This window comes from Parafrankia colletiae (assembly GCF_001854655.1).
In the GTDB taxonomy this organism is placed as follows: Bacteria; Actinomycetota; Actinomycetes; order Frankiales; family Frankiaceae; genus Parafrankia; species Parafrankia colletiae.
On the sequence record NZ_MBLM01000102.1, the window covers coordinates 1 to 12710 of the forward strand.

11 protein-coding genes and 1 tRNA gene are annotated in these 12710 nt (G+C 73.0%); 2 read left to right on the forward strand and 10 right to left on the reverse strand.

All coding sequences use genetic code 11. From position 1 onward, the window contains the following. The 5 genes from CC117_RS38425 to CC117_RS10275 all read right to left on the reverse strand — a co-directional run. On the reverse strand, window positions 1-947 hold a 947-nt coding region (locus CC117_RS38425), incomplete at its 3' end, for an RNA polymerase sigma factor (protein WP_206744817.1). Window positions 948-1694: 747 nt separating this feature from the next. After that, on the reverse strand, window positions 1695-1856 hold the full coding sequence (locus CC117_RS37385; protein WP_157905393.1) for a hypothetical protein: 162 nt from the start codon (window positions 1854-1856) through the stop codon (window positions 1695-1697). A gap of 203 nt (window positions 1857-2059) precedes the next feature. Continuing rightward, window positions 2060-2221 carry a hypothetical protein gene (locus CC117_RS37995; protein WP_198541801.1) on the reverse strand — a complete coding sequence of 54 codons (162 nt, stop codon included), beginning with the start codon at window positions 2219-2221 and terminating at the stop codon, window positions 2060-2062. Between the two features lie 170 nt (window positions 2222-2391). After that, window positions 2392-2459, reverse strand: a tRNA-OTHER gene (locus CC117_RS37390). Beyond that, window positions 2434-3270 (reverse strand): ABC transporter permease, encoded by an 837-nt coding sequence (locus CC117_RS10275; protein ID WP_084131891.1) that lies wholly within the window; start codon window positions 3268-3270, stop codon window positions 2434-2436. The genes CC117_RS37390 and CC117_RS10275 overlap by 26 nt, the downstream gene beginning before the upstream one ends. A 160-nt stretch (window positions 3271-3430) precedes the next feature. On the opposite strand from CC117_RS10275, the gene CC117_RS10280 reads away from it, so the two are divergent. Further along, window positions 3431-4522 (forward strand): 3-oxoacyl-[acyl-carrier-protein] synthase III C-terminal domain-containing protein, encoded by a 1092-nt coding sequence (locus tag CC117_RS10280; RefSeq protein WP_071083510.1) that lies wholly within the window; start codon window positions 3431-3433, stop codon window positions 4520-4522. Between the two features lie 56 nt (window positions 4523-4578). Here the strand turns inward: CC117_RS10280 and hypE are convergent, their stop codons facing one another. From hypE to CC117_RS10300, 4 genes are read right to left on the reverse strand one after another with little or no spacing between them, the layout of a single operon-like run. Continuing rightward, window positions 4579-5658, reverse strand: a complete 1080-nt coding sequence (gene hypE, locus CC117_RS10285) for a hydrogenase expression/formation protein HypE (RefSeq protein ID WP_071083511.1) — start codon at window positions 5656-5658, stop codon at window positions 4579-4581. A gap of 2 nt (window positions 5659-5660) precedes the next feature. Then, a complete protein-coding gene (gene hypD, locus CC117_RS10290) occupies window positions 5661-6794 on the reverse strand; it encodes a hydrogenase formation protein HypD (protein ID WP_071083512.1) in 1134 nt (377 codons plus the stop codon). After that, window positions 6791-9694, reverse strand: coding sequence for a carbamoyltransferase HypF (locus CC117_RS10295; RefSeq protein ID WP_241829984.1), 2904 nt, complete (start codon window positions 9692-9694; stop codon window positions 6791-6793). The genes hypD and CC117_RS10295 overlap by 4 nt, the downstream gene beginning before the upstream one ends. A 52-nt stretch (window positions 9695-9746) precedes the next feature. After that, on the reverse strand, window positions 9747-11021 hold the full coding sequence (locus CC117_RS10300) for a hypothetical protein (protein WP_198541802.1): 1275 nt from the start codon (window positions 11019-11021) through the stop codon (window positions 9747-9749). A gap of 460 nt (window positions 11022-11481) precedes the next feature. Between CC117_RS10300 and CC117_RS10305 the strand changes: the two genes are divergently transcribed. Continuing rightward, window positions 11482-11649, forward strand: coding sequence for a DUF4236 domain-containing protein (locus CC117_RS10305; protein WP_241830004.1), 168 nt, complete (start codon window positions 11482-11484; stop codon window positions 11647-11649). Here the strand turns inward: CC117_RS10305 and CC117_RS10310 are convergent. After that, window positions 11589-12644 (reverse strand): LacI family DNA-binding transcriptional regulator, encoded by a 1056-nt coding sequence (locus CC117_RS10310; RefSeq protein WP_084131893.1) that lies wholly within the window; start codon window positions 12642-12644, stop codon window positions 11589-11591. The two genes, CC117_RS10305 and CC117_RS10310, sit on opposite strands and share 61 nt — an antisense overlap. Window positions 12645-12710: the final 66 nt, after the last annotated feature.

The following is a 12710-nucleotide window of genomic DNA, read 5'->3' on the forward strand; positions in this document are numbered from 1 at the left end:
GGCTTGCCAGGTGCGGTGGCCGGTTTACCAGGTGCGGCAGGCTTGCCAGGTGCGGTGGCCGGTCTACCGGACACCCCGACCGACGCCGCAGGCCCACCTGAAACCTCAGGATTGGCGGGCTTGGCAGCCGGTTCACCGGATACACCCGCCGACACCGCAGGCCCCGCTGCCGGCTCATCTGGCTTGGGATGGATGTATCCCGGCAGTTGGGTATCGGTCCGTGCCATGCAGTAGGCAGTCACGTTCGCCGGGCCGTCGGCGCCAATTATCAGCGGGGCCAAGCCGAGGCTCGTCGGGGAGGGGCCGAGGTTGCCGCGGGCGGCAGTGTGGTTGCGGCAGATCAACGCCTGCAGGGGTGAGGTAGGTGCGCCGATGTCCAGCCCAATCGCGGGAGAAGAGCTCGGCCTGTCTGCGTGAGTCGTGGCGGATGACTCTGCCGGGGTCGGCATCCGGCTGACCGGAGGGTGGGTACCGCCGCCGCCCGGCGAAGAGGCCGCCGTACCGGCGTCGACGGCGAGGGCGACACCGCTCGTGACCGCGAACGCGGCTGCGGCCGCGACCTTCACCGTCAGAAGCTTCGAAAGCGAGATCCTGACAGACAGGCCGTCGCGGGGAGAGGGCCCGGCCACGGGACACGTCCGCCGGAAGACGGCCACCGCCGCCTCCTCGCCGGCGAGTTTCCTACGTCGGGCCGGAGCGGCGGTGAGCGAGTCAGCACGGAACGATTCCAGGTTCCTGACTATCCGCAGCCACACCCCAGCCGCCGCTTCCGCTAACTCTTCATCCTCTATGTCGTCACCGGAAAGCTCTCTCAGCCTATGCAGCAACCCTGGTTGGACTGTACGGTAAAGAGCCCGGAATGCACCCTCGTCGCCACCTCGTGCAGCGACTATGGTGAGCCGGAGATCTTCCGTATCACCTCCGCGAAGCTTTGTCTTTGAACCCATCGGAACTCTCCCGCTGTCCGGTAGCGCAACTATAGCGTTGCACACAGCCATGGTCGACAGTTCCGCACTCGCCAGCCCGGCAAGCCCTGCTGTCGGTGCGGGCCAGGCTCGCCCGGCCCCGCCCACGGCCCGACAACGGAGCGGGCAACAATCCGACAGCAGTCACAACGTACACGGATGTCCAGAGCCACCAAGCCCGCGACCGGCACCGGCGGACGCCCACTGACATAAACAGTGCGAACCGCGAAAACATTCTAAGTCGCGGATCGGCGTCCGAACCCGGTATCGCGCGCTACTCCGCGGCCGGCGTCGCAGCATGTAAGGGTAAGGCGCGGGAAGATGCCCGCGCGGAGAAGGAGCGTCAGAAGGCCGCAGCGGCCACGGAACGGGCGGCGGACGGTCGGTGCGTCGTCGGAAGACCTCGGAGAGCAAGCCGGCTCCGGCTGTCGAAGTGAAGCCGATCAAACCTCTGTCAACGCGTTCCGTCCGCTACCTGCACGCCGTTCTGCGGACGTGAAGACGGCCGGTTCGCGGGCGCGGCTGGCCTTGCCGACGATGGCGGTCACGGTCCTCCGCGAACATCGCCGGCGTCAGGACAAGGCCAGAGCGGAAGCGGACGAGTGGGCCGATCCCGGGCTCGTGTTCACCACCGCGACCGGGATGGGGGCTGCGGGGCTCTGGCCTGTCTCAACCACGTCGTTGCTGGGGAGAGCGGGTACGTGGTCGCAACAGCGCCCGGTCGATCTATCAGTCCTCGTCGTCGCTGATGCCGTGCTGAGCCAGATGTACCTGTATCGCCCGTTCAAGGGCGTCGATGTCGAGGCAGGCCCTCGTTCCCTTGGGGGAGACGACGGCTGCGAGGTAAACGGGCCAGGGGCAGACGGGGCAGACCGCCACAAGCCTCGCCATCGGCGGAGCGGTCACCAGGCGAGGGCCATCCACGGGTTGCTGCCACCACACCCTCTGGTGCTACCCCCGCTGGCAGGCTGCACCCCGGTTCCTGGCGCCTTCGTGCCGATCCGATCCGGCGAGCCAGTCGTTGCAGGAGTCCGTCCACAGGTCAGCCCTTCCTCGCCGAGGCTGCGGGGACGTCCGCAGCATGCCAACACCGGCTACCCGAAGACACCGCGGTTCGCTCTGCTCTTGTTCTCCGCAACCGCCACACCGAGCTGACCGATCAGATCGCCCGCGAACCTGTCACACCCGCCCCCGCCGACCTCGACACCATCGCCGAACGCACCACGATCGTCATCAAGACCGGCACCAACCAGCAACGAAAGCACTCATCGCCAAAGTCAAGATCAGCGGACCCCAACTCACACCCGTCTTCCGTATCCCACAACCCGACCCCGACGACGACGAGCCACCCACCCTGACCGCCGTCGCAGCCCACCCACCAGCCACAACAGCCCCGAAGGGAACGGTTCGCGCAGTGAATACCCGGTGCGCTCGGAGGGACTCGAACCCCCGGCGTTTTGATCCGTAGTCACCGGTCAGGCTCACCGCGAGCGCCGTGGCCGTCGGACGGGCCTTCTGGCTCGGGTCGGCCGGCGGGCGATGCTTCGGTGTCCTGGTATCCCTGTGGAGTCGTCGGGAGGACCGTCGGCGCGCCCAGCATGCGGGCCAGGGTGACCGCGGCGACACTTTCGGCGGCGAGCAGGCCGACGAGCACCACCAGCTGGAAGCGGGCGGCCTCCCCCGGTGAGGCGCCGCCGAACAGCGCCCCGACGAACGCGCCCGGGAGCGTGACCAGGCCGACGGTCCGTGTCTGGTCGAGGGCGGGCACCAGCGCCTCGGAGACGCTGTGACGGGCGACGTCCAGGCAGGCCTGCCGCGGTGTCGCGCCGAGCGCGAGCCAGGCCTCCACCTCGTCCCGGCGCTGCCGGAGCCCGTCGGCGAGCCGCCGGCCGGTGAGCGTGCAGGATGTCATCGTGCCGCCGACCACGCTCCCGGTGAGCGCGATCAGATTCCGGGTGGACACCTCCATCGCCCCGGTGGCGAACGTGATTCCCAGGGGCAGTGCGGCGCCGGCCACGCACGAGGCGAGCACGGCCCGGCCCGCGTGGGGCAGCCCGGACAGGCGTCGGGACGCGGTGGCGACCGCCGCGGTGAGCATGAGTGCCAGAACGGCGATGGTGGCCGCGGGCGCCGCGAAGACACCTCGCAGCGCGAGACCGATCACCGCCAGCTGGGCGGCGGCGCGCAGGGAGGCGGTGACGACGTCCCTGCGGCGCCCGACCCCGGCCCAGCTGAGCGCGGCGAAGGCCAGCGCCAGCAGCAGGATCAGCCCGAGGGCGAGGCGGGCGTCCGGGGGTATCTCCACGGTGTCTCATCCTGGCTCTCGCAGGGCAGCCCGCGATGTACATCGCATCCGCCGCCCTCCGCCGGACGTCCCACCCAGATGCGCATATTCTCTGGATGCCGGTGCCGGATCTCGCTGTGCCCTGTCTCCGTGCCAGTCGACCCTGGAGGGATCGGTCCGCGTGAGGACAGACACCGTCGTCATCAGTGCCGCCGCCGGCTGGCTCCCGCCGCGCCGCGAGGCCCCGGCCGAGGCCGGCGTCGCCCCCGAGGATGCCGGCTACACCGCGCTGGCGGTGTCAGACGGCCCGTCAGCTCCGGAGATGGCGGTGCTTGCCGCGACCGCCGCGCTGGACCGCGCCGGCTGGAGCGGTGACCAGCTCGACCTCGTCCTCCACGCGTGGAGCTACTACCAGGGTCATGACTTCTGGTCCCCGGCGCACTACCTCGCCGACCAGCTGGGGGCACGGGACGCGCAGCCGTTCGGGATCCAGCAGATGTGCAACGGCGGGGCGGCGGCGCTGCAGACCGCGGCGGCGCACCTGCTCGCTGATCCGGCCATCGGCCGGGTACTGGTCACCACGGCGGACCGCTTCTGCCCACCGGGCTTCGACCGCTGGAACAGTGATCTCGGCGTCGCCTACGGCGACGGCGCCAGCGCCCTCCTGGTGAGCCGGACGACCACCGCCCCGGCGGGTACCGACGTGGTGGACGTTCGCCCGCCCAGCACGGGGGCAGCGGACGTCGGTGGGGCGGACGCCGGGGTGGCGGGCGAGCTGCGGCTGGTGGCGGTCAGCTCCGTCTCGGCGCCGAGCCTGGAGGGCATGCACCGGGGCAACGACGACTTCTCCCCCGCCGCGCGCCTGGCCGCGCCGGCGGTGGACGTCCGACGTACCAAGAAGGCCTACCTGCGCCGGAACGGCAGCTCCGGCTACCGGGTCGCCGAGCGGGAAGGGATCCGGACCCTGCTGGCGCTGGCACTGGACGAGGCGGGGCTGAGCCGCGACAGCGAACGGCCCCGCTGCGTGGTGCTCCCCCGGGTGCACCGGGCTCCGCTGGAGTCCGTCTTCGCACCGGTCGTCGAGGAGGTCACCGGCGCCGAGCCGATCGACTTCGGCCGCGCGACCGGGCACCTGGGGGCCGGCGACCTCACCACCGGCATCGCGGACCTGATCGACAACAAAATCCTCGCGCCCGGCGAGACCGCGCTGGTGCTGAGCACCGGCGCCGGTTTCACCTGGTCCTGCGCCGCCCTCACCGCTCCGGCGCGCTGACCGGTTCGTGGTCTGACCGGGCCCCACCACCGGCGACAGCCGCGGCTGTCGCCCTGTCAGCAGATCCGGGGCAGTTGTTCGCCGAGAGGACGGTCGACGACGCGGGTGGTTCCGAAGGCCGTGCGGGCGACGACCAGGCCCGGATGGTCCGCGGTGACCGTGCCGATGATCGCCGCCTCGTGGCCGGCCGGGTGTGCGCGCATCGCGGCCAGCGCCGCGTCCGCCTCGTCGGGGGCGACGAAGGCGACGATCTTTCCCTCGTTGGCGACGTGGAGCGGGTCGAGGCCGAGGAAGGCGCAGGCCGCCTCCACCACCGGTGGGACGGGCACCGCGCTCTCGGTGAACTCGACCCCGGTCCCGGACGCGGCGGCGATCTCGCACAGGGTTGTCGCCAGGCCGCCCCGGGTGGGGTCACGCAGCGCGTGCACCCCGCCGGGCGCCGCCGCCAGCATCGCGGCGACCATGCCGTGCAGGGCCGCGGTGTCGGAGCGGACGTCCCCCCCGAACTCCAGGTTCTCCCGGACACTCAGCACCGCCACACCATGTTCCCCGATCGGCCCGGACACGAGGACCCGGTCACCGGGCCGGGCCCGCTCGGGGCGGATGTCGACGCCGGGCGGGACGACCCCGATGCCGCTGGTGTTGACGTAGAGCCCGTCGGCGAGGCCCCGCTCGACGACCTTGGTGTCGCCGGTGACCAGCCGGACGCCGGCGCGGGCCGCGGCCCGTCCCATCGCCTCGGCGACCCGGCCGAGCACCTCGAGGTCGAGGCCCTCCTCGAGGATGAACCCGGCGGACAGCGCCACCGGGACGGCACCGCTGCAGGCAAGGTCGTTGATCGTCCCGTGCACCGCCAGCTCACCGATGCTGCCACCGGGAAAGAACAACGGACGGACCACGTAGGAGTCGGTGGAGAACGCGAGACGGACCCCGCCCACCTCCAGCACCGCCGAGTCCGCCAGTGCCCCGGCCGGCATCCGGGCATCGTCCGGTGCCGCGGCGAAGGCGGGGAGGAACAGGTGCTCGACCAGCTCGCCGGACAGCACTCCGCCGCCGCCGTGGCCCAGCATGACCGCGCTGTGGTCCCGCAGCGGGCGCGGGCACACCCAGCGCGTCGGGTCGACCGTCTCAGTCATGGTCAGCCGCCTCCGTCAGGGCCGGCCGCCCCCGGGGCGGTGCCGGCAGGTGCCAACCGTCGGAACTGGAAGTAGGCCGCGCAGGCGCCCTCGGTGGAGACCATGGTCGCGCCCAGCGGCGTCCGCGGGGTGCACCGGCCACCGAAGGCGGGGCACTGCGGCGGCTTGATCACCCCGCGCAGGACGTCCCCGCTGCGGCACTCCGGTGACTCCTCGGCGGTGAGTCCGGTGACGTCGAAGCGGATCGCGGCGTCGAACTCCGCGTACTCGTCGGCGAGCCGCCAGCCCGAGTCGGGGATCACGCCGATGCCCCGCCAGGCCCGGTCGCACACCGTGAAGATGCTGTCCAGGGTGCGCCGCGCCACCGGGTTGCCCTCGGGGCGCACGGCCCGCGGGTAGGCGTTCTCGAGCTCGGCCCGCCCGTCCTCCAGCTGGAGGACGGCGGCACGCACCCCGTCCAGCAGGTCCAGCGGCTCGAAGCCGGTGACGACGATCGGCACCCGGTGTGCCGCCACCAGCGGTTCGTACTGCGTGGTGCCCATGACCGTGCACACGTGCCCGGCCGCGAGGAAGGCGCTGACCCGGTTGTCGGGGGCGGTGAGGACCGCGGCCATCGCGGGCGGTACCAGCACGTGGCTGACGAGCATGGAGAAGTTGCGCAGCCCGCGGTCCCGGGCGGCCACCAGGGCCATCGCGTTGGCGGGGGCGGTCGTCTCGAAACCGATGCCCAGGAACACGACCTGGCAGTGCGGGTTCTCCGCGGCGATACGGACGGCGTCCAGCGGCGAGTAGACCACCCGGACGTCCCCGCCGCGCGCACGGACGGTGAACAGGTCCGTGGCGCTGCCGGGCACGCGCAGCATGTCCCCGAAGGAGCAGAGGATCACCCCGGGCCGGGACGCGATCTCCAACGCCCGGTCGATGGTCTCCAGCGGCGTCACACACACCGGGCAGCCGGGGCCGTGCACGAACTCGACCTGGTCGGCGAGGAGCTGGTCGATGCCGTTCCGGATGATCGAATGGGTCTGCCCACCACAGACCTCCATGATCGTCCAGCGGCGGGTCGCGGCGGCGGCGATCGCGTCCACCAGCCGGGCCGCCAGCTCGGGATCACGGAACTCCCGCAGGTACCTCATCGGCCCCCACCCGCGTCCTCCCGGACGGTGGTGACGCGGCCGGGGCTCGCCAGGGACACGATCTCAGGTCCTCTCTGCGTGGGCTCTTCGTCGGCCGGTGTCGGTGGGCTCAGCCCGTCGGGCGGCGGTTCGCCCACCAGGTCGGGCGGCGGTTGGCTCAGCGCGGCGATCGCCGCCTGGCCCAGCGCGAGCCCACCGTCGCCCGGCGGAACAACGCGGTGGGTCAGCACCTCGAACCCGGCCGTGGTCAGCCGGTCGCGGCAGGCGCGCAGCAGGACGACGTTCGCGAACACCCCGCCGGTCAGCCCGACCACCTCGACGTCGTGCCGGTCACGCGCCGCGCGCGCGACCTCGACCACCGCCTCGGCGACGGCCAGGTGGAAGGCGTGGGCCAGCATCCGCGCCGGCGTTCCGGCGCGCAGGCCCGCGACCAGTCCGGTGATCACCGGGGCCGCGTCGAGCACACAGGAGGCCTCGCGACCGCCGTCGTCGCCGTCGCCGCCGCCGGCCTCCCCGCCGACATCCACACCGACTCCGAAGGCCAGCCGTGGGACGGCCGGCGTGGGCGACGTGGGCAGGGTGGGCAGGGTGGGCAGGATGGTCGCGTTGTCCGGGGCCGGTGCGGGGACGTCCGCGGCGAGGGCTTCCAGCTCGGCGGCGGCCTGCGCTTCGAAGGTGCTGCGCTGACGCACGCCGAGCAGGGAGGCCACCGCGTCGAACAGACGTCCCATGCTGCCGCAGGGCACGCTGGAGAGGTTCCGCTCCACGAGCACCCGCAGGACGTCCAGCTCGGTCGGGGAACAGGCGCCCACCGGCGGCAGATCGTCTGCCCAGGGCAGGCCGGCGGCGGCGAGATGGGCCAGGGCGCTGCGGTACGGGTTGCGGGCCGCCGCGTCGCCGCCGGGCAGCGTGACGGGGCGCAGCCATGCGAACCGCTCGGCGCGGGTCACGTCCGGGCCGACCAGGAGGCCCTCGCACCCCCAGATGGTCCCGTCGAGACCGAAGCCCGTCCCGTCGAACGCCAGCCCGAGCACCGGTGCTCCCACCCGGYGGCCTGCGCCGGCAGGGGCGGCAGGGCCGAGGCGCCCGTGTTCGGCCAGCAGTGCGGCGACGTGCGCATGGTGATGCTGGATCTCCCGGGTCGGCACCGGTGTCGCCGGGCCCGCGGGCGTTGTGGTTGCCGCGGCGTCGGCCGGCTGGCGTGCCGCCCAGGCGCGGGTCAGGTAGCCGGGATGCCGGTCGGCGGCGATCAGGGACGGGGCAACGCCGTGCAGGTGGGCCATCCGCGCGCAGGACTGCTCGAACAGCCGCAGCGCGTCCAGCCCGGCGATGTCACCGAGATACTGGGAGACGATCGCGTGCCGTCCGGTCGTGAGGCAGACCGTCGACTTGCCGTCGCCGCCCACCGCGAGCACCGGCTGGACGGCGCGGCCGAGGTCGACCACCTGTGGCGCGTACCCGCGGGAGCGCCGCAGCGGCAGCACCCGCTCGCCGTCCCAGCGCTCCACCGAGTCGTCGCACGGGGCGACGATCGGCCGGTCGTGGGTCAGGTAGGCGTCGGCGATGCCGGCCAGCCGGGTGTGCGCCTGGGCGTCGTCGACGCAGATCGGCTCTCCGGAACGGTTGCCGCTGGTCATCACCAGCGCCCGTGGCGGCTGCGGCATGCCGGGCCCCGGCACCGGCGTGAACAGCAGGTGGTGCACCGGGGTGTACGCGAGCAAGAGACCGACGAGCGGACTTCCCGGCGCCACCAGCGCCGACAGGGACGCGCCGCTGCGGCGGCGCCGGACCAGGACGATCGGCGCGGCGGCGGAGGCGAGCAGGTCCCGCTCGGGCCCGGACAGATCGGCGATCAGCGCGGCAGCCGCGACGTCCCGCACCATCACGGCGAGCGGCCTGTCGGGACGTCCCTTGCGGGCCCGCAGCAGCGCGATCGCCGCGTCGTCGGCGGCGTCGCAGGCCAGGTGGTAGCCGCCGATGCCCTTGATCGCGACGATTCGGCCGGCGGCCAGCGCCCGCTGTGCCGCCGCGAGCGCGGCGTCCGTGCCGTCAGCGCCATCCGTGCCGTCAGCGTCATCCGTGCCGTCAGCGCCATCCGTGCCGTCAGCGCCATCCGTGCCGTCAGCGCCATCCGTGCCGCCCACGCCCCCCACTCCGCCCATGCCGCCCGCGCCGGGCTCGCTGTCGGCGGCGGCCGGGTGGAAACGCAGGCTCGGGCCGCAGGACGGGCAGCAGATCGGCTCGGCGTGGAAGCGGCGGTCCGCCGGATCGGTGTACTCGTCGGCGCACCGCGGGCACATCGGGAAGCCGGCCATCGAGGTCGCCGCGCGGTCGTACGGCAGGCTCTCGATGATCGTGAAACGCGGGCCGCAGTTCGTGCAGGTGATGAACGGATGCCGGTAGCGACGGTCGGCGGGGTCGGTCAGCTCCCGCCGGCAGTCGGCGCAGACCGTGACGTCGGGCGGGACCATCGTGCGCGGCCCCACCGCCGGCGGGCCGGTCGCGCTCTCGACGATGCGGAACGCCGCCGTGTCCGTCGGTGCCGCTGCGGCCGCCCGCTTCGCCGAGGCCGCCGAGGCCGCCAGGGTCGCCGGGGTCGCCGGGGCTGCCGGGGCCTGGCCGCTGCGGCGGGCCGGTGCGGCGGAGGCCATCTCGGTCACCGTGATCCGCTCGACGCGCGCCAGGGGCGGCGCCGGCGCCGCGAGCAGCCGCAGGAACTCGGCGACGTCCGGGTCGGCTCCCTCGACCTCGGCGACGACGGAACTGGCGTCGTTGCGGACAAACCCCGTCAGGCCGAGCCCGGCGGCGAGCCGGTAGACGTGCGGACGGAATCCGACGCCCTGCACCACGCCCTCGATCGTCACCTGCCGCCGGACCCGGGGAGCGCTGCCGGACGTCACGCGCGCCGCCCGCGCCCGGCCCGATGGGGGCCGGCGGTCGCCGGTTGCCCCGTCACGTGGAGCCGGTCAGTGCGCGGTGGCGGGCGATCTCGTCGAGCACGGCGCGCACAGCCGCCACCGAGTCGTCGTCCCCGCTGTTCTCGAAGATCGAACAGGCCTCCTGCAGCACCGCGGCGGCCTGCGGCAGGGCACCCAGCTGCGCGAGCGCGTTGCCCTGGCTGGCCAGAACCCGGGCGTAGCTGACCGGGCTGTCCAGGCCCACCCGGGTCGCGATGATCTCCTGGTAGCGGCCGGCGGCCTCCACCAGGTTGTCCCGCCGGTGCGCGGACGGCGCGTGGACCAGCGCGTTCGCCAGGTTCAGCTGCGTGCTGGACCACTCCGACGGATGCGTCTCGCGGGTGTAGACGGTGAGCGCGGTGCGCAGGCCCTGCATGGCCACGCCGATCCGCAGCTGGTCGGAGGCGGAGTTCATCGGCATCGCCAGGTAGGCGGCGGCGAGACTGACCTGGGCGGAGGCGAACAGCTCCGGTGCGGTGTCGATGGTGATCAGGCGCAGTGCCGCCAGGTAGTTCTCGGCGGCGGTGCGCAGGCCGGCCAGGTCGTCGCCGGCGAGCTCATGGTGCACCGAGCCGAGGGTGAGGTGCAGCTCGGCCCGTCCGGCGGCCAGGTCGGTGGAGGCGAGGGCGGCCAGCGCCGTGGTGAGGTCGGTGACGACCGCGAAGGTGGGGCCCTCGACATCGCGACGCAGCCCGGCGGCGGTCGCCATCAGCTGGGCGGCCAGGCCGGGGGCCGACTCCGCTGCTGCACCGATGCCCTGGGCGAGCGCCCGCCCGGCGTCACCGATGCGGCCGGCCGCCATCGCGTACGCGGCCTGCGCGGAGCACACCAGCGCCGCGATCTCCCCGGTCGCGTCGCTCGGGACGGGCGGCTCGCGCCGCTCGCCGGTGGCGAAACGCACGACGTCCACCAGCACGCCGAGCTCCGCGCCGAGGTCCGCGCGCAGCGCCACGAGCTGCTGCGCCGGGGTGCCCGCCGGGTCCAGCACGAACCGGTTGTAGCGGGTGACCACGTCGTCGCCCTGCAGGCGCTCGGCGGCGCCGGCGACGTCCCCCCGGTAGGCGAGCTCGATCGCGGCCAGCTCCGGCGGCCACGCGGTCGGGAGCATCCCCGCCGCGAGGGAACGACGGACGGTCGCCGTCTCCTCCCCGCCGGGCACCAGCAGGAAGCCCGCGGGCAGCGGGAACACACCCACCGGCTGCGGGCGCGCGCACGGCGCATCCGGCGCGCCCGAGCCGGTCTCGGCGGGGGCAGGGTTGTCTGTGGCCATCTGTGTCACCCGTCGTGTTCGGTCGGGTGCCTCTGGGGGCACCGGCTGGGCGGGAGGGAACGTGGACGTGTTCGCGTCACAGGGCCGCGCGGCGCCTGCCCACGACCCGGCGAGCCCCTTCGTCAGGTGGAGCGTTCCCGGGTGCCCGGGCAGCCTCCGACGCGGCGTCCGGCGGGCCCGCCGCAGGAGCCTTCGGCAGGAAACGCTATGTGCCAGTGGGCCGGCCGCCGATCGACAGTGGGCAGACGCTGCCACCAACGCGCCAGCGGATGTGTCACCGCCGTCACCCCGGCGGCGGTGGACAAAGGTTTGACGGGCCCGATCGGGGCACACAAGGGGCACAGCCGGCCGCACCACGCGAATCCGACACCACGCGAGTCCGAGAGTCCCTGCTCACCAGGAGGAAACGATGGGTCTGCGCTACACGAACCGGTCCAAGGCCGGTCCGCTGCGGTTCAACATGGGCGCCCAGGGCCTGTCCTCGGTCAGCATGAAGGCGGGTCCGTTCACCTGGCGTCTGTGGTCCCGCCGGCAGCGGGCCGGGATGTCATCGGTCGATCTGCCGGGTCACTGGTCGTGGCGGCCGTCCGCCCGGCGTCGCTCGCGGAGCACCTCGCGGGGTTCCTGAGCCTCACCGCAGGAGCGGCGGGCGACCAGCGACGGTTCGACGAGCACGGTGACCGTCTCGCCCGGGGATTCGACGACGAGGTCGGCGGCCCGACGGCCCATCCGGTAGGCGGGCTGGGTGATCACGGTGATCCCGAGCGCGGGCGCCCAGGCGAAGTCGTCCATCGTCAGGAAGGCGATGTCGTCGGGCATGGCGAGCCCTCGGGCAGCCAGCGCGGTGTGGACGGCGACGGTCAGCCGGCCGGCGGTGCAGGCAATCGCATCCAGCGGCCTGCCCTGGTCCCGAGCGCGCCCGAGGAGCATGCCCACCGCCCGGTCGACCTCCGTCACCGTCTGTGCAACGGTCACCGCCGTCTCGGGCAGGGGTAGCCCGAGGTCGGTGAGGGCGTTGCGCAGCCCCGCGACGCGCCCCAGCTGGGAKGGGCGGTTGCCGGAGGTCACGACCCCGACGGATGACCGCCCGCACGCGGCCAGATGCGTGGCCATCAGCCGGCCGGCCGCCACGTTGTCCAGGCTGATGGAGTGCAGAGTCGGCGGCGGATCCGTAACAACACGCGCGATGATCACGCACGGTGTGCCGTTCTCGGCGAGCTGGCGGAGGCGGCTGTCGGTGCTCTCGTCGGTCGTCGCGATCAGCCCACGCACCCGATGTTCGTCCATCATCCCGACCAGCGCGGCCTCATGGTCGTTCGGGCGGAACGTGTTGGCGAACATCACGAGACTGTCGTGGGCGGCCGCGACGTCATCGATGCCGCGGATCAGGTCAAGATAGAAGGGGCTGCTCAGGTCACGGATGACAACGCCGATCGTGCGGGAGCGGCCGGCGAAGATGCCTCGCGTGAGCGCGTTGGGGGTGTATCCGAGACGGGTGACGGTCTCCCACACCCGGGCCGCCGTCGGTGCGGTGACGGGCCCACCGTTGAGTACCCGGGAGACCGTTGCCGTGGACACACCCGCGTGCGCGGCGACGTCACCGATGGTCACCCGTTTCGCCATGGCTCCTCCGGTAGCTTCCTCGGGGCTGAGTTCCTCAGGGTCGTATGTCCGACGGCCGCGTTTCTC